This is a genomic window from Pseudomonas sp. LB3P58, from assembly GCF_054897895.1.
The window spans coordinates 5407196-5424625 of sequence record NZ_JBUBVE010000001.1; the positions used below are offsets into that span (position 1 = coordinate 5407196).

Below are 17430 nucleotides of genomic sequence, written 5' to 3' on the forward strand. Positions count from 1 at the left end.
ATCTTTTTCAGACCATCGAGAGGCGTGCGGCCCACACCGCGGGCAGATGGCACGCAGGAAGCCCGGACTAATAAGATGGCATTGAAATCCCCCGCGTTTCGTAAAAAATTTCCGTTGTTGGTTACCGGCAGTCTGCTGGCCCTGCAACCTCTAGCCACTTCGTTCGTGGTCGCCGCGGAACAGTATGACTGCTCAGTCTCTGCTTCGGGTGCCTGGAACTGTGCGCCAAAATCTCCAGCAGCTGCGCTGCCACCTCGCCCCGTCCATGACGGCAGTGCGGCGGTAAGCACGAGCGGCGAGACTCCGGCTGACAGCGGTTCAAGTCAAGACACCGGTGCCAAGCCTGTGCTGGTGACCGAATCCAAGGGCCGAGGGCTAAAGTCGCGTAGCGAAGACTACAGTCACCTCGATTGGGTTCCGCGCGAGAAGCTCACTGCAGCGCAATTGGCCGAAACCGGTCCTTACTGCTCTGGTTCCTATATCGAACCGATTCGTCCTGGCATGAATGACAAGACGAATAAAAGTGACACTCCGACCTTTCTCGGCGCCAAAGCCTCTCGCTATAAGCAGGATGAGCAGGTCGCGACCCTCGCGGGTGACGTGGTCATGCGTCAGGGCAGCATGCAGGTCGAAGCCGACGAAGCGAACCTGTACCAGGCCGAGAGCCGTGGCGAACTGAGCGGCAACGTCCGTGTTCGCGACAACGGCGCGCTGATCGTGGGCGACCACGCCGACGTGCAGCTCGACACCGGTGAAGCCAAGGTCGACAACGCCGAATACGTGATGCACAAATCCCGTATCCGCGGGAATGCGCTGTACGCCAAACGTGCCGAGAACGCGATCATCCGCCTCAAGGATGGTACGTACACCACGTGCGAACCGAACAGCAACGCCTGGCAGCTCAAGGGCAACAACATCACCTTGAACCCGGCCACCGGTTTCGGTACCGCGACCAACGTGACGCTTCGGGTCAAAGACATTCCGGTTCTGTACACGCCGTACATCTATTTCCCGATCGACGACCGTCGCCAGTCCGGCTTCCTGCCGCCGACCATCGGCACCGGCAGCGATACCGGCTTCATGCTGGTCACACCGTATTACTTCAACCTGGCACCGAACTACGATGCCACGTTGTACCCGCGCTACATGAGCAAGCACGGGCTGTTGATGGAAGGCGAATTCCGTTACCTGACCCCGTCCAGCGAAGGTCAGTTCGGCGCCGCGTACCTCAACGACGAAGACACCGATCGCAGCAAGCAGACCGACTACCAGAAAAACCGCTACATGTATAACTGGCAGCACAAGGGCGGTCTCGACTCGCGCGTTCTGACACAAGTCGATTACACCAAGATCAGCGATCCGTATTACTTCCAGGATCTGCAAACCGACCAGATCGGGGTTAAAAGCTCCGATTATGTGAACCAGCAGGGCTCTGTCACCTATCGTGGCGACAGCTACACCGCTCGTGTGAACGCACAGGCTTATCAGCTCGCGACCGTTTCGGACATTACGCCGTACGATCGTTTGCCGCAGATCACTTTCGTGGGTCAGCTGCCGACTCACCCTGGCGGCCTGAACTTCGACTACGAGACAGAAGTCGTACGCTTCGACCGTGATTTGAAGAACGGTAACTTCGTAAACGAAGATGGCACCGTTGAACCGCGCCTTGATAACAACGTTACGGGACTGGCACGTGCCAACGGCGACCGTTTGAATCTAAAACCGGGTGTCAGCCTGCCGTTGGACTGGACTTATGGCTTCGTGAAGCCATCGCTCAAGTACCAGTACACCCAGTACCAACTGGATCTGGACGGTACCGGCAAAAGCCAGATTGACGCGCAAACCGCGGAGCAGCAAAAGCTCAACGGTACCTTCAGCAGCAGCCAGAACCGTGGCGTGCCGATTGCGAGCATCGACAGCGGCCTGTACTTCGATCGCAACACCCAATGGTTCGGCAAGAACTATCGCCAGACCCTCGAACCGCGCCTGTTCTACCTGTACGTACCTGAAACGGATCAGGAAGACATTCCGGTCTTTGACACCGGCGAATACACCTTCAACTACGCGTCGCTGTTCCGTGACAACCGCTTCTCCGGCTCCGACCGTGTCGGCGACGAGAACAAACTGTCTCTGGGCATAACCAACCGCTGGATCGAAGACAACGGCTTCGAACGTCAACGCATCAGCGTCGGCCAGGCCATGTATTTCAAGGATCGTGAAGTTCAGTTGCCGGGTATCGATGCAAAAACCCGCCAGGACGCGCAGGCTAATGTCTCGCCGTATGCGCTGGAATACGAATACCGCTGGAACCGTGATTGGCGCACCACGGCCGATTACAACTGGGACCCGGACAGCCGCAGCCCTCGCTCGGGCAGCGCGATGTTCCACTACCAGCCTGAAGACAACCCGAACAAGGTCATCAACGCCGGCTATCGCTATCGCAATGACCAGGTCCGTTACGACCAGAACACTGGTAAATGGTCGGTGGGCGGCGGTGACTACGGCACCCCAGGCCAACCTGGCTACGTGAAGGACTACTACAAGATTGAGCAGCACGATTTCTCGGTGATCTGGCCGATCGTGCCGCAATGGAACGCCATCAGCCGCTGGCAGTATGACTACAACCGTAACCGTACCCTGGAAGCTTTCGGTGGTTTCGAGTACGACAACTGCTGCTGGAAACTGCGCCTGATCAACCGTTACTGGGTCAGCTATGACGAATTCAGTCAGAACGCCCCGGAAAACGAAAAAGGCGACCACGGCGTCTTCCTACAAATCGTTCTGAAAGGTCTCGGCGGCCTCACCGGCGCCAAAGTAGAGAGCTTCCTCGACAAAGGCATCCAAGGTTATCGTGAACGTGAAGACCAAGCTTTCTGATTGTCTGCGCCCGCTAGTGTTGGGCGCGTTGTTCCTGGGTACCGCGGCGAACGCCGCGGTACAGTCCATCGATAAAGTGGTGGCCATTGTCGACAACGACGTGGTCATGCAGAGCCAACTGGACCAACGTGTTCATGAAGTTCAGCAAACCATCGCCAAGCGTGGTTCTGCCGTACCGCCGGCCAACGTGCTGGATCAGCAGGTACTTGAACGTCTGATCGTCGAAAACCTGCAACTGCAGATCGGCGAACGTTCCGGTATCCGCATTACCGATGAAGAACTGAACCAGGCTGTCGGCACCATTGCCCAGCGCAACAACATGTCGATTGAGCAATTTCGCGCCGCTCTGACTCACGACGGTCTGTCTTACGACGACGCCCGTGACCAGATTCGCCGCGAGATGGTCATCAGCCGTGTGCGTCAGCGCCGTGTGGCCGAGCGTATCCAGGTTTCTGAACAGGAAGTGAAGAACTTCCTCGCTTCCGACCTTGGCAAAATGCAGCTGTCCGAAGAATTTCGCTTGGCCAACATCCTGATTCCTACACCGGAAAGCGCCAACTCCGACGCGATTCAGAATGCAGCCAAACAGGCAGACGCGGTTTACCAGCAGCTCAAGCAAGGCGCTGACTTCGGTCAGTTGGCAATCGCCAAATCCGCCAGCGAAACCGCACTGGAAGGTGGCGACATGGGCTGGCGTAAAGCCGGTCAACTGCCACCTCCGTTCGATCGCATGCTGAGCACCATGACCGTTGGCGACATTACCCAGCCAATGCGCACACCGGGCGGCTTCATCATCCTGAAGATCCTCGACAAGCGTGGCGGTGAGACCCAGACACGCGATGAAGTGCACGTGCGTCATATCCTGGTCAAACCGAGTCCGATCCGCGACGAAGCAAAAACCAAAGCCTTGGCTCAGTCGCTCTACTCCCGAATCGAAGCGGGCGAAGATTTCGGCGAACTGGCGAAAAGCTTCTCGGAAGATCCGGGTTCCGCCCTCAACGGTGGCGACCTGAACTGGATCGACCCGAATGCATTGGTGCCTGAATTCCGCGAAGTGATGGCCAAGACCCCACAAGGTCAGCTGTCCAAGCCATTCCAGACTCAATATGGCTGGCACGTTCTGGAAGTCCTTGGCCGTCGTGCCACTGACAGCACCACCCAGGCCCGCGAGCAGCAAGCAATGACCGTATTGCGTAACCGCAAATACGACGAAGAGCTGCAAACCTGGCTGCGTCAGATCCGTGACGAAGCGTACGTAGAGATCAAACTCCCTGGTGCAGACCAGGCAGCACAGTGAAACCCAAACGTTTCGCGCTGACACCCGGCGAACCGGCCGGCATAGGTCCCGACCTGTGCCTGCTGCTCGCCTCGCAAGCCCAGCCACATCCCCTGATTGCCATTACCAGCCGCGACCTGCTCCTTGAGCGGGCCGTGCAGCTGGGCGTGGTTGTCGATTTGCTGCCGGTCACCCCGGACAATTGGCCGGATGTACCCGCGCCAGCCAACAGCCTGTATGTCTGGGATACCCCGCTCAACGCCAAGGTCACTGCCGGGCAACTGGACAAGGCCAACGCGGCTTTCGTTCTCGAAACCCTGACTCGAGCTGGCCAAGGCTGCCTGGACGGGCATTTTGCCGGCATGATCACGGCCCCTGTGCACAAGGGCGTGATCAATGAATCCGGGATCGCCTTTTCCGGGCACACAGAGTTTCTCGCCGACCTGACCCATACCGCCCAAGTGGTGATGATGCTCGCCACTCGCGGATTGCGCGTGGCGCTGGTCACCACTCACCTGCCTCTTCGCGAGATTGCCGATGCGATCACGCCGGAGCGTCTGGAACGGGTCACGCGAATCCTGCACACCGATCTACAAGAAAAATTCGGCATTGCCCGGCCACGCATCCTCGTCTGTGGGCTCAACCCCCATGCCGGCGAAGGCGGACACTTGGGCCATGAAGAAATCGACATCATCGAACCTACATTAGAGCGCCTGCGCGGCGAAGGAATGGACCTTCGTGGCCCCCTGCCCGCCGACACTCTGTTTACCCCCAAATATCTGGAGCACTGCGATGCGGTGCTGGCGATGTACCACGACCAGGGCCTGCCTGTGCTGAAGTACAAAGGATTCGGCGCGGCAGTCAACGTGACCCTCGGCTTGCCGATCATCCGCACATCGGTCGACCACGGCACTGCCCTGGACCTGGCCGGTAGCGGCAAAATCGATACCGGCAGCCTGCAAGTCGCCCTGGAAACCGCCTACCAGATGGCCGAGACCCGTTTATGACCGAGCATTACCAACACCGAGCGCGCAAGCGCTTCGGCCAGAACTTCCTGCACGATGCCGGCGTCATCGACCGCATCCTGCGCGCCATTCGCGCCAAGCCTGAAGACCACTTGCTGGAAATCGGCCCTGGCCAGGGTGCGCTGACTGAAGGCCTGCTTAACAGCGGTGCCCAGCTGGACGTGGTGGAACTGGACAAGGATCTGATCCCGATCCTCAACCAGCAATTCGCCGGCAAGAGCAACTTCAATCTGCATCAGGGCGACGCACTGAAGTTCGACTTCAACAGCCTGAACGCTGCGCCGAACAGCCTGCGGGTGGTCGGTAACCTGCCGTACAACATCTCTACGCCGCTGATTTTTCACCTGTTGCATAACGCCAGCCTGATTCGCGACATGCACTTCATGCTGCAAAAAGAAGTGGTCGAGCGCCTGGCAGCAGGCCCTGGTGGTGGTGACTGGGGTCGCTTGTCGATCATGGTTCAGTATCACTGCCGGGTTGAGCATCTGTTCAACGTTGGCCCCGGCGCGTTCAATCCGCCGCCCAAAGTCGATTCGGCTATCGTGCGCCTGGTGCCTCACGCGGTGCTGCCGCACCCGGCCAAGGATCACAAGTTGCTGGAGCGTGTCGTGCGCGAAGCCTTTAACCAGCGCCGCAAGACCCTGCGCAACACCCTCAAGCTGCTGCTGAGCAACGCTGAAATCGAAGCCGCCGGCGTTGATGGCAGCCTGCGCCCCGAACAGCTCGATCTGGCCGCCTTCGTGCGCCTGGCCGACAAGCTCAGCGAACAAGTCCTACAGACACCCGCCGCCGACTGACAGGCAATGAGCGTTATCGGGTAGGACACCAGCCTTCATGTCTGGTTTACTACCCGATACTTGGCCTAGACTGAGTTCTATCAGCTACGCCCCGCGTTCCGCTTCGTTTAAGGCCTCTTGCATGTCCGATCCTCGTTACCAGGTCGACGTCAGCGTCGTCACCCGCTATCTGGCAGAACAATCGCAACCCGAGCAAAACCGCTTTGCCTTCGCCTACACCATCACCGTGCACAACAATGGCGAGCTACCGGCCAAGCTGTTGTCACGGCACTGGGTGATCACCGACGGTGACGGGCATGTCGAAGAGGTTCGCGGAGCCGGCGTTGTTGGCCAGCAACCGTTGATCGAGGTGGGCGAGAGCCACACCTACAGCAGCGGCACCGTCATGACCTCCAAGGTCGGCACGATGCAGGGCACTTATGAAATGGTTGCCGATGACGGCAAACACTTCGACGCCATCATCGCCCCATTCCGCCTGGCGGTGCCCGGAGCCCTGCACTGATGGCAACGTATGCCGTCGGCGATCTGCAAGGCTGCCTTCAAGCCTTGCAATGCCTGCTCAAGCAGGCCGCCTTCGACCCGACACAGGATCGTCTGTGGCTGGTCGGCGATCTGGTCAACCGTGGCCCGCAGTCGCTGGATACCTTGCGCTTCCTCTATAGCATCCGCGAATCGCTGGTGTGCGTGCTCGGCAACCACGACCTGCACTTGCTGGCTGCCGGAAAAAACATCGAACGCTTGAAGAAGTCCGACACCCTGCTCGAAATTCTCGCAGCGCCCGATTGCGCGGAACTGCTGGAGTGGCTGCGTCAGCAAAAGCTCATGCACTACGACGAACAGCGCGACGTCGCCCTGGTACATGCGGGCATTCCGCCCCAGTGGTCACTGCGCAAGGCCTTGAAGTATGCCGCCGAAGTCGAGACGGCATTGCGCGATGACAACCTGTTGCCGCCCTACCTCGATGGCATGTACGGCAACGATCCGGCGAAATGGGACAACGACCTCAAAGGCGTGACACGCCTGCGGGTGATCACCAACTATTTCACCCGCATGCGGTTTTGTACCGCCGAGGGCAAGCTTGACCTCAAAAGCAAGGAAGGCCTCGACAATGCGCCACCGGGCTACAAGCCCTGGTTTCAGCACAAAGAACGCAAGACCAAGGGCCTGAAGATCATCTTCGGCCACTGGGCCGCTCTGGAAGGCCGATGCAATGAGCCGGGCATCTCGGCCCTCGACACCGGTTGTGTCTGGGGTGGCGCACTGACCCTCATGAATGTCGACAGCGGTGAACGCCTGTCTTGCAAATGCGACGAGCATGGCCTTGCCCTGCCGCCAGTCGCCGCACACATCCCCGAACCATCGTCAGCCAGCGCCCCGCGCTAGACTGCGCTTTCAGCCGAGCCACAGGAGCCCGCCATGAGCGAATTCAAACGTATCCCCCCGGAACAGGCCCAGGCCCTGCGCGAGCAAGGCGCAGTGGTGGTCGATGTTCGCGACCCAGCGACCTTTGCCGCACTGCACATCGCCGGCTCGAAGCATCTGGATAACCACTCCATCTCGGATTTCATCCGCGCTGCCGACCTCGACGCACCGACAGTGGTCGTCTGCTACCACGGCAATTCCAGTCAGAGCGCCGCTGCGTACCTCATTAGTCAGGGCTTCTCCGACGTCTACAGCATGGATGGCGGTTTTGAGCTGTGGCGTACGACTTATCCTTCGGAAACGGCGCAAGGCACTTCCGAATAATTTTTTTGTAACGCGCAAGCCCCGGCCCCCGCGGGCTCGCGCGGTGGCAGACGAACGGTCTGCCACAACTAATTACGTATCTCGCCTTTACCTCCCGAATTCCCAACTATCCTTAAGCGCAGGCCATCCAAAACAGGGGAGAGCCGGTACACCGGCGCGCGGGTCATCGGGAGTAGCTTTCGGGGTAGTCAGCTTCGAAAGAGTTCTGGGGGGTAAACAGCGACTGCATATTCGGTCGCTGCCAGCATCGACTGAATGATCCGGCGTCGGCTCCACGTATCGAGCGAGGTGACGTCATGAGTATCTTTAGCCACTTCCAACAACGCTTCGAGTCCACACGCCAGGAAGAACTCTCGCTGCAAGAGTATCTTGAGCTGTGCAAAAGCGACCGCAGCGCCTACGCCTCCGCCGCCGAGCGTCTGTTACTGGCCATCGGTGAACCGGAGCTCCTCGACACCTCGGCCAACTCGAGGCTGTCGCGAATCTTTTCCAACAAGGTAATCCGCCGCTATCCAGCCTTTGAAGACTTCCACGGGATGGAAGAATGCATAGACCAGATCGTGTCGTATTTCCGCCATGCCGCTCAGGGCCTGGAAGAGAAGAAACAGATTCTCTATTTGCTCGGCCCTGTGGGTGGCGGTAAATCGTCCCTGGCCGAGAAGCTGAAACAGCTGATCGAAAAAGTGCCCTTCTACGCGATCAAGGGCTCGCCGGTATTCGAATCGCCTCTGGGTCTGTTCAACGCCACCGAAGATGGCGCGATCCTCGAGGAAGACTTCGGCATTCCACGGCGCTACCTCAACACCATCATGTCGCCATGGGCTACCAAACGCCTGGCCGAATTCGGCGGCGACATCAGCCAGTTCCGTGTGGTGAAGCTGTATCCGTCGATCCTCAACCAGATCGCCGTGGCCAAAACCGAGCCGGGAGATGAAAACAACCAGGACATCTCGGCGCTGGTGGGCAAGGTCGATATCCGCAAACTTGAAGAATTCCCGCAGAACGACGCCGACGCCTACAGCTACTCGGGCGCACTGTGCCGGGCCAACCAGGGCCTGATGGAGTTCGTCGAAATGTTCAAGGCACCGATCAAGGTGCTGCACCCACTGCTGACCGCCACTCAGGAAGGCAACTACAACAGTACCGAAGGTCTGGGAGCGATTCCGTTTACCGGGATCCTGCTGGCCCACTCCAACGAATCGGAATGGCACACCTTCCGCAACAACAAGAACAACGAAGCCTTCATCGACCGGATCTACATCGTCAAAGTGCCGTACTGCCTGCGGGTCAGCGACGAAGTGAAGATCTACGACAAGCTCTTGTTCAACAGCTCCCTGGCCAAGGCTCACTGCGCGCCTGACACCCTGAAGATGCTTGCCCAGTTCACCGTACTCTCGCGACTGAAAGAGCCTGAAAACTCCAACATCTACTCCAAGATGCGCGTTTATGACGGCGAAAACCTCAAGGACACCGATCCGAAGGCCAAGTCGATCCAGGAATACCGCGACAACGCGGGTGTCGACGAAGGCATGAACGGCCTGTCGACCCGCTTCGCGTTCAAGATCCTGTCGAAAGTGTTCAACTTCGATCCGCACGAAATCGCTGCCAACCCGGTGCACTTGCTTTACGTGCTGGAACAACAGATCGAACAGGAACAATTCCAGGCGGAAACCCGCGAACGCTATCTGCGCTTCCTCAAGGAGTACCTGGCACCGCGTTATATCGAGTTCATCGGCAAGGAAATCCAGACCGCCTACCTCGAGTCTTACAGCGAGTACGGTCAGAACATCTTCGATCGCTATGTGCTGTACGCCGACTTCTGGATCCAGGACCAGGAATACCGCGACCCGGAAACCGGCGAGATCCTCAACCGCGTAGCGCTGAACGAAGAACTGGAGAAAATCGAAAAACCGGCTGGCATCAGCAATCCGAAGGATTTCCGCAATGAAATCGTCAACTTCGTACTGCGCGCCCGGGCCAATAACAACGGCAAGAACCCGACCTGGCTCAGCTACGAAAAACTGCGGGTGGTCATCGAGAAGAAAATGTTCTCCAACACCGAGGACCTCCTGCCAGTCATCAGCTTCAACGCCAAGGCCAGCAAAGAGGACCAGCAGAAACACAACGACTTCGTCACACGGATGGTCGAGCGGGGCTACACCGACAAACAGGTACGACTGCTGTCCGAGTGGTATCTGCGGGTCAGAAAATCACAATAACCCGCTGCCGGTCAGACCGGTTGTCGTCAGCCAGAGGCCTGTGTACGCATTTTCTGTTACACAGACCTCTGGAAGGTGTTCGAAAGTCGGTAGCGAGGTTCAGGCAGCGTCCAAAAGCGCTTGGGGGGAGCGTGAACATCCCTTGGCTCGGTCGATGCTGCATAACCACTCGCCCCTTTCAGGACAGCTTCTAAGGAGCAGTCATGAGCTATGTGATCGACCGACGTCTCAATGGCAAGAACAAGAGCACGGTGAACCGTCAGCGGTTTCTGCGGCGTTACCGTGATCACATCAAAAAGGCTGTCGAAGAGGCGGTCAGCCGGCGCTCCATTACAGATATGGAGCACGGCGAACAGATCAGCATCCCCGGTCGCGACATTGACGAGCCGGTGCTTCACCACGGTCGCGGTGGCAAGCAGACCGTCGTGCACCCGGGCAACAAGGAATTCACCAGCGGCGAGCACATTGCCCGCCCGCCCGGAGGTGGCGGTGGCAGAGGCCCCGGCAAGGCCGGCAACTCGGGCGAAGGGATGGACGAATTCGTCTTCCAGATCACCCAGGAGGAATTCCTCGAATTCATGTTCGAGGACCTTGAGCTGCCGAACCTGGTCAAGCGCAACCTGACCGGCACCGATACCTTCAAGACCGTTCGTGCCGGGATCAGTAACGAGGGCAATCCGTCGCGGATCAACATCATCCGCACCTTGCGCTCGGCCCATGCACGGCGAATCGCCCTGTCTGGCAGCAGCCGGGCGAAACTACGCGAAGCCAAAGAAGAACTTCTGCGCCTGAAGCAGGAAGAGCCAGACAACTTCGGCGATATTCAGAAAATCGAAGCAGAAATCGAAAAACTCAGTGCGCGGATTCATCGCATACCGTTCCTCGATACCTTCGACCTCAAGTACAACTTGCTCATCAAGCAACCCAACCCCAGTTCCAAGGCGGTGATGTTCTGCCTGATGGATGTGTCCGGCTCCATGACCCAAGCGACCAAGGACATCGCCAAGCGCTTCTTTATCCTGCTGTACCTGTTTCTCAAGCGTAACTACGACAAGATCGACGTCGTGTTCATCCGCCACCACACCAGTGCCCGGGAAGTGGATGAAGAGGAGTTTTTCTATTCTCGCGAAACCGGCGGCACCATCGTTTCCAGCGCCTTGAAACTGATGCAGGAGATCATGGCCGAACGCTATCCGAGCAACGAGTGGAACATCTATGCCGCCCAGGCCTCCGACGGCGATAACTGGAACGACGACTCGCCGATCTGCCGCGACATACTGATCAACCAGATCATGCCGTTCGTGCAGTACTACACTTACGTAGAGATCACCCCCCGCGAACATCAGGCCCTGTGGTTCGAGTACGAACGCATCGCCGAAGCCTTCTCTGACACTTTTGCCCAGCAACAACTGGTCTCGGCCGGGGATATCTATCCGGTCTTCCGTGAACTCTTCCAGCGCAGGTTAGTGACATGACCGCCAAAGAGCAGAAGCGCCAACCCATTTCCACCGGCTCCGAATGGACGTTCGAGCTGATTCAGGCCTACGACAAAGAAATCAGTCGTCTGGCGGCTCGCTACGCGCTCGATACTTACCCTAACCAGATCGAAGTGATCACCGCCGAGCAGATGATGGACGCCTACGCCTCCGTCGGCATGCCGCTGGGTTATCACCACTGGTCCTACGGCAAACACTTCCTCAGCACCGAGAAATCCTACTCTCGCGGCCAGATGGGGCTGGCGTACGAAATCGTGATCAACTCGGACCCCTGCATCGCTTACTTGATGGAAGAAAACACCATCTGCATGCAGGCGTTGGTCGTCGCCCATGCCTGCTACGGGCATAACAGTTTTTTCAAAGGCAACTACCTGTTCCGCACCTGGACTGACGCCAGTTCGATCATCGATTACCTGGTCTTCGCCAAGCAATACATCATGCAGTGCGAAGAGCGCCACGGTATCGACGCGGTCGAGGACCTGCTGGATTCCTGCCACGCCCTGATGAACTACGGGGTAGATCGCTACAAACGCCCCTATCCGATTTCCGCCGAAGAAGAACGTCGCCGGCAAAAGGATCGGGAAGAACATTTACAGAAACAGATCAACGATCTGTGGCGGACCATTCCAAAAGGTGCGGACAAGTACAGCGACAAGGACAACGCACGCTTCCCCGCCGAACCTCAGGAAAATATCCTCTACTTCATCGAAAAACACGCACCACTGCTGGAGCCATGGCAGCGGGAAATCGTGCGGATCGTGCGCAAGATCGCTCAGTATTTCTACCCGCAACGTCAGACTCAGGTGATGAACGAGGGCTGGGCCACGTTCTGGCATTACACCCTGATGAACGACCTGTATGACGAAGGTCTGGTGACCGACGGCTTCATGATGGAGTTTTTGACGTCCCACACCAGCGTGGTCTACCAACCCGGCTTCGACAGCCCCTACTACAACGGCATCAACCCCTACACCCTGGGTTTTGCCATGTACCGGGACATCCGCCGCATGTGTGAACACCCGACCGAAGAGGACTACCGCTGGTTCCCTGAGATTGCCGGTACCGACTGGCTGTCGAGCATCAAGTTCGCCATGAGCAGCTTCAAGGATGAAAGCTTCATCCTGCAGTACCTGTCACCCCAGGTGATCCGTGACCTGAAATTGTTCAGCATTCTTGATGACGACCAGAAGGACGATCTGCTGGTGCCCGCCATACACGATGAGCCGGGCTACCGCATCATCCGTGAAACCCTGGCGGCGCAGTACAACCTCGGCAATCGCGAACCCAACGTGCAGATCTACAGCATCGACCGGCGCGGCGACCGCTCCCTGACCTTGCGTCACCAGCAACACGACCGCAAACCGCTGGGCGAATCCACCGAGGAAGTGCTCAAACACCTGCACCGCCTCTGGGGCTTCGACATTCACCTGGAAACCCTGCAAGGCGACCAAGTGATGAAAGTCCATCACGTTCCACCCAGAAGTGAACACGCCGAGGGGGATTACGGCCGGCTGGACCTGGCTGTCATTCACCTTTGATTCTGTTTCTGCCTCCGGAAGTTCGACGCAACGGTTATTCTGTCGAGCTAACGGAGGTTTTTTATGCAGATTTATAAAGTCGGCGGTGCCGTACGCGATCGCCTGCTAGGCAAGCCTGTCACCGACATCGACTGGGTTGTGGTGGGCGCCACCACTGAAGAAATGCTCGCCAAGGGCTTTCGCCCGGTGGGTGCGGATTTCCCGGTATTTCTTCACCCCAAAAGCGGTGAGGAATACGCCCTCGCCCGGACCGAGCGCAAAAGCGGACGCGGTTACGGCGGCTTTACCTTTCACGCCAGCCCCGAAGTCACCCTCGAAGAAGACCTGATCCGTCGTGACCTGACCATCAATGCCATGGCCGAAGACGATCAGCAGAACCTGACCGATCCTTACCACGGCCAGCGCGATCTCGAGGCGCGCTTGCTTCGTCACGTTTCCCCCGCGTTCGCCGAAGATCCGCTCCGGGTTTTGCGTGTTGCTCGCTTCGCTGCTCGTTATTCAAGTTTGGGGTTCACCGTCGCACCCGAGACAATGGACCTGATGCGCCAACTCAGCGAATCAGGCGAACTGGAAGCCTTGACCGCCGAACGCAGCTGGAAGGAAATTTCCCGCGCCCTGATGGAAGACAAGCCACAGGTGTTCATCGAGGTGCTGCGAGAGTGTGGCGCTCTCAAGGTATTGATGCCGGAAGTCGACGCCCTGTTCGGCGTACCGCAACCGGAAGCCCACCACCCGGAAATCGACACGGGCGTGCACACTTTGAGCGTGCTGGAGCAAGCGGCGAAGCATAAACAACCACTCACCGTACGCTGGGCCTGCCTACTGCACGACCTCGGCAAGGGACTGACGCCCGAGGAAGAGTGGCCCCGACACATTGCTCATGAGCACAAGGGCTTGAAGCTGATCAAAGCGGTCAACGAACGCTTCAAGGCGCCGAAGGACTGTCAGGAGCTGGCACTGCTGGTGGGCAAATATCACACCCACGGCCATCGCGCCCTGGAGCTGAAGCCGTCGACGTTGCTGGAGTTGCTGCAAAGTTTTGACGTTTACCGTCGGCCACAGCGGTTCGAGGAATTTATCGCGGCGTGCGAGATGGACGCGCGCGGACGCAAAGGGCTGGAGCAGCGAAGTTATCCACAGGCTGATTATTTGCGGGGGGCGGCGAATGCCGCTCGGCCCGTGGCGGTTCAGCCGTTGCTGGAGAAGGGACTCAAAGGGCCGGAGCTGGGTGAGGCGATCAAGCGCGAACGGCTCAAGGCGCTGAAGGCTTACAAAGAAAAAGCCTAAGCAAGAGCAAAAGATCGCAGCCTCCGGCAGCTCTACAGGGCGCACATCAATCCATGTAGGAGCTGCCGAAGGCTGCGATCTTTTGCTTTACAGCAAATCTGAGGGGGTCAGCGGCTCGCCGCGCCACTCGAACGCCACCGGCGACAACACCTGATCAATCTGCGCTTCCCGCCACAAAGCCGCAAAGCTCTTGCCTACCCCCGGATGCACGCGATCCGGCGCAATCAGCGACAACGGCCACAGCACGAAGGCATTTTTCAGAATTTCTGCCCGCGGCAGGATCAGGCCATCGAAGTTGCCCACCAGGTCGCCGAACAGCAGCACGTCGATATCCAGCGGCAAACCCTTGCGCTCCGGCGCATAACGGCCGTTGTCCGCCTCGATGAATTTCAGCCGGCGATCCAGCTCCATCAGCGGCAAATCGGTAAAAGCCGACACCACAAAATTGAAGAACGGCCCGCTCTTGATCCCCACCGGCTGGCTTTCGAACACCGCCGAGCAGCGTATATCCACCAGAAAACCTGCCAGGGCTTCCAGGCCAGCCTGCAAATGGGATTCGCGCTCGATATTGCTACCGAGCCCGAGAAACACCTGAGTCAGCGACATCCGCGCTCGATCTCCACACCCACACCGCCCGTGGCAGCCGGGATGGCGCCTGGCTTGGTCAGCTTGAGGCGCATCCAGGTGATGTTGAATTCGCTCATCAGGACTTCAGCCAGACGCTCGGCGAAGGTCTCGACCAGCTGGAACTGCGCCTGCTCGGCAAAGGCCTGGATTCGCGACGACACACTGGCGTAATCGAGCGCCAGCGTCAGGTCATCACCGGCGGCGGCCGGGCGATTATCCCAGGCGAAGCTCAGATCAAGACGCAAGCACTGTCGGATGCCTCGCTCCCAGTCGTAGGCACCAATCACGGTGTCGACTTCCAGGCCCTCGATAAACACTCTGTCCAAGCACTTTTCTCCGCTGCACGACAAGGGCGCAATGCGCCGTTAGAATCAGGGCGTCCTCGCCCGGAATAGTTAGCATGTTTTGGTTACTGGCGACCCTCGCCTACCTGCTCGGCTCTCTGTCCTTCGCCATTTTGCTCAGCCGCCTGACCGGTAAACCCGATCCGCGAACGAGTGGTTCGGGCAATGCCGGTGCCACCAACATGTTGCGCCTGGCCGGCAAAAAACTCGCCGCCCTGACCTTGATCGGAGACCTCTTCAAAGGCCTGCTGCCCGTACTTATTGCCGGCGTTGCGGGCCTTTCGCCTCAAGAACAGGCCTGGATCGGCGTCTGTGCCGTCATCGGTCACCTGTTCCCGCTGTACTTTCGCTTCCGCGGCGGCAAGGGTGTCGCCACCTCTGCCGGCATGCTGCTGGGGCTTTACCCGCCCGCCGCACTGTTGGCGGTCTGCGCCTGGCTGCTGACGTTCTACCTGACTCGCACCAGCTCACTGGCAGCCCTGATCGCCACACCGCTGACCCTGCCGTTGCTGGCCTGGCAGGAGCCGGCGGCACTGCTGCCCATGAGCGCACTCACGGGACTGATCGTCTGGCGCCATCGGGGCAATCTACGCGACCTGTTTGCCGGGCGCGAACGGCATTTTTAAATATCGGACATGAACGCGGCTCATCCCGCACATCATCACAGCGCCGACAATTGCTCCATCGGCCAACGCGCCTGCACGCTGATCGCCAGGCTTTCATGCTGACCGGCCTGTAAGCGCTGGCAGCCGGCAAAGGCAATCATCGCGCCGTTGTCGGTGCAGAACTCCGGACGGGCATAAAAAACATCGCCCTTCATGTCGCCGAGCATCTTCTCCAGTGAGGTACGCAGTGCCTTGTTGGCGCTGACGCCGCCAGCGATCACCAGACGCCTCATACCGGCCTGTTTCAGGGCACGCTTGCACTTGATGGTCAAAGTCTCCACCACGGCCTGCTGGAACGCCAGCGAGATGTCGCAACGGGCTTGCTCGCTGTCGTCCCCGGCGCTGACGCTCTGCTGCCAGGTGTTCAGGGCGAAGGTTTTCAAGCCACTGAAACTGAAAGCCAGCCCTGGACGGTCGCACATCGGGCGCGGGAAAGTGAAACGTCCTGCAACCCCCTGCTCCGCCAGCCGAGCGATTTCCGGACCACCCGGATAATTGAGGCCCATCATCTTCGCGGTCTTGTCAAAAGCTTCGCCGGCGGCATCGTCGAGGGTCTCGCCCAAGAGCGTGTATTGACCGATCCCGTCGACCTGAACCAGCTGCGTATGACCGCCAGACACCAACAAAGCGACGAACGGGAATTCCGGTGGTTGCGACTCCAGCATCGGCGCCAGCAAGTGACCTTCCATGTGGTGCACACCCAGCGCCGGAATACCCCAGGCGAAGGCCAGCGCCTGAGCGCAGGAGGCGCCCACCAGCAAGGCACCAACCAGGCCAGGACCCGCGGTGTAGGCGATGGCGTCGATTTCGGTTGGCACACAGTCAGCTTCGGCCAACACCTGACGAATCAAGGGCAGCATGCGCTTGACGTGGTCACGCGAGGCCAGCTCCGGCACCACCCCGCCATAGGCGCGGTGCAGGTCGATCTGGCTGAACAGCGCGTCGGCCAGCAGGCCGCGCTCACTGTCATATAATGCGACACCGGTTTCGTCGCAGGAGGTTTCTAATCCCAGTACTAGCATGGGTTTACGCCTTGTTTAGGCTAAATTCGAAGGCGCGCATAATAGTCGCCATGGGATGCCCCGACTAGCGGTTTTCGATCAGAGGCTTTGCATTCCGAGCGATGAGGGGTTAACATCCGCAACCCTTAAAAACCGACGTCTTCAAGTGCTCTTTTGCCACGAGGATGTTGACCCCGGTAATGAATGAAGGTAGCTCTGGATGCCAGCCGTCAAAGTAAAAGAGAACGAACCCTTCGACGTAGCTCTGCGTCGTTTCAAGCGCTCCTGCGAAAAAGCCGGTGTACTGGCTGAAGTTCGTAGCCGCGAATTCTACGAGAAGCCTACTTCTGAGCGTAAGCGCAAAGCAGCAGCCGCTGTTAAGCGTCACGCCAAGAAAGTTCAGCGCGAACAGCGCCGCGCCGTTCGTCTGTACTAATACACAGACGTTCGTAGCAAGCTTCTGCCAAGCCCGGCCCTCAGCCGGGCTAATGGCATTTGCGGAATACGCTTGATGCTTCACCGTCAAAGCCGC

16 protein-coding genes are annotated in these 17430 nt (G+C 58.7%); 13 read left to right on the plus strand and 3 right to left on the minus strand.

Annotated elements, in window-relative coordinates:
* Positions 1-75 precede the first annotated feature (75 nt).
* From ACYZTZ_RS25275 to ACYZTZ_RS25325, 11 genes are all read left to right on the plus strand, one after another.
* Entirely contained in the window at positions 76-2877 is a 2802-nt protein-coding gene (locus tag ACYZTZ_RS25275; RefSeq protein ID WP_462000017.1) for an LPS-assembly protein LptD, read from the plus strand.
* A complete protein-coding gene (gene surA, locus ACYZTZ_RS25280) occupies positions 2858-4174 on the plus strand; it encodes a peptidylprolyl isomerase SurA (RefSeq protein WP_462000018.1) in 1317 nt (438 codons plus the stop codon). Before ACYZTZ_RS25275 ends, surA begins: the two co-directional genes overlap by 20 nt.
* Positions 4171-5160, plus strand: coding sequence for a 4-hydroxythreonine-4-phosphate dehydrogenase PdxA (pdxA, locus tag ACYZTZ_RS25285; RefSeq protein WP_462000019.1), 990 nt, complete (start codon positions 4171-4173; stop codon positions 5158-5160). The genes surA and pdxA overlap by 4 nt, the downstream gene beginning before the upstream one ends.
* Positions 5157-5975, plus strand: coding sequence for a 16S rRNA (adenine(1518)-N(6)/adenine(1519)-N(6))-dimethyltransferase RsmA (gene rsmA, locus ACYZTZ_RS25290; protein ID WP_056741305.1), 819 nt, complete (start codon positions 5157-5159; stop codon positions 5973-5975). Before pdxA ends, rsmA begins: the two co-directional genes overlap by 4 nt.
* Positions 5976-6096: 121 nt before the next feature.
* Positions 6097-6477 (plus strand): Co2+/Mg2+ efflux protein ApaG, encoded by a 381-nt coding sequence (gene apaG / locus ACYZTZ_RS25295; protein ID WP_008147202.1) that lies wholly within the window; start codon positions 6097-6099, stop codon positions 6475-6477.
* Entirely contained in the window at positions 6477-7358 is an 882-nt protein-coding gene (locus ACYZTZ_RS25300; protein ID WP_462000020.1) for a symmetrical bis(5'-nucleosyl)-tetraphosphatase, read from the plus strand. Before apaG ends, ACYZTZ_RS25300 begins: the two co-directional genes overlap by 1 nt.
* A 33-nt stretch (positions 7359-7391) precedes the next feature.
* Positions 7392-7721: a thiosulfate sulfurtransferase GlpE gene (gene glpE, locus ACYZTZ_RS25305; RefSeq protein WP_008147200.1), complete on the plus strand. Its 330-nt coding sequence runs from the start codon at positions 7392-7394 to the stop codon at positions 7719-7721.
* A 296-nt stretch (positions 7722-8017) separates the two neighbouring features.
* Complete coding sequence (locus ACYZTZ_RS25310; RefSeq protein WP_033056218.1) at positions 8018-9940, plus strand: PrkA family serine protein kinase; 1923 nt, start codon at positions 8018-8020, stop codon at positions 9938-9940.
* Positions 9941-10143: 203 nt separating this feature from the next.
* Complete coding sequence (locus tag ACYZTZ_RS25315; protein WP_046045371.1) at positions 10144-11415, plus strand: YeaH/YhbH family protein; 1272 nt, start codon at positions 10144-10146, stop codon at positions 11413-11415.
* The gene (locus ACYZTZ_RS25320; protein WP_056741303.1) at positions 11412-12974 is read left to right on the plus strand and encodes a SpoVR family protein; all 1563 of its coding nucleotides are present in this window, start codon (positions 11412-11414) and stop codon (positions 12972-12974) included. Before ACYZTZ_RS25315 ends, ACYZTZ_RS25320 begins: the two co-directional genes overlap by 4 nt.
* A 63-nt stretch (positions 12975-13037) precedes the next feature.
* Entirely contained in the window at positions 13038-14261 is a 1224-nt protein-coding gene (locus tag ACYZTZ_RS25325) for a multifunctional CCA addition/repair protein (protein WP_462000021.1), read from the plus strand.
* Positions 14262-14348: 87 nt separating this feature from the next.
* Here ACYZTZ_RS25325 and folK read toward each other — a convergent pair whose 3' ends face one another.
* Together folK and folB are read right to left on the minus strand one after the other, a co-directional pair.
* Complete coding sequence (folK, locus tag ACYZTZ_RS25330; RefSeq protein ID WP_462000022.1) at positions 14349-14867, minus strand: 2-amino-4-hydroxy-6-hydroxymethyldihydropteridine diphosphokinase; 519 nt, start codon at positions 14865-14867, stop codon at positions 14349-14351.
* Positions 14858-15214: a dihydroneopterin aldolase gene (folB, locus tag ACYZTZ_RS25335; RefSeq protein ID WP_008008297.1), complete on the minus strand. Its 357-nt coding sequence runs from the start codon at positions 15212-15214 to the stop codon at positions 14858-14860. Before folB ends, folK begins: the two co-directional genes overlap by 10 nt.
* A 74-nt stretch (positions 15215-15288) precedes the next feature.
* Between folB and plsY the strand changes: the two genes are divergently transcribed.
* Positions 15289-15858: a glycerol-3-phosphate 1-O-acyltransferase PlsY gene (plsY, locus tag ACYZTZ_RS25340; RefSeq protein ID WP_056741300.1), complete on the plus strand. Its 570-nt coding sequence runs from the start codon at positions 15289-15291 to the stop codon at positions 15856-15858.
* 35 nt (positions 15859-15893) lie between these two features.
* Here plsY and tsaD read toward each other — a convergent pair whose 3' ends face one another.
* Positions 15894-16919 (minus strand): tRNA (adenosine(37)-N6)-threonylcarbamoyltransferase complex transferase subunit TsaD, encoded by a 1026-nt coding sequence (gene tsaD, locus ACYZTZ_RS25345; protein WP_008147192.1) that lies wholly within the window; start codon positions 16917-16919, stop codon positions 15894-15896.
* A gap of 199 nt (positions 16920-17118) precedes the next feature.
* Here tsaD and rpsU point away from each other — a divergent pair, with 199 nt between their 5' ends.
* The gene (gene rpsU, locus ACYZTZ_RS25350) at positions 17119-17334 is read left to right on the plus strand and encodes a 30S ribosomal protein S21 (protein ID WP_002551877.1); all 216 of its coding nucleotides are present in this window, start codon (positions 17119-17121) and stop codon (positions 17332-17334) included.
* The last annotated feature ends 96 nt before the right edge of the window (positions 17335-17430 follow it).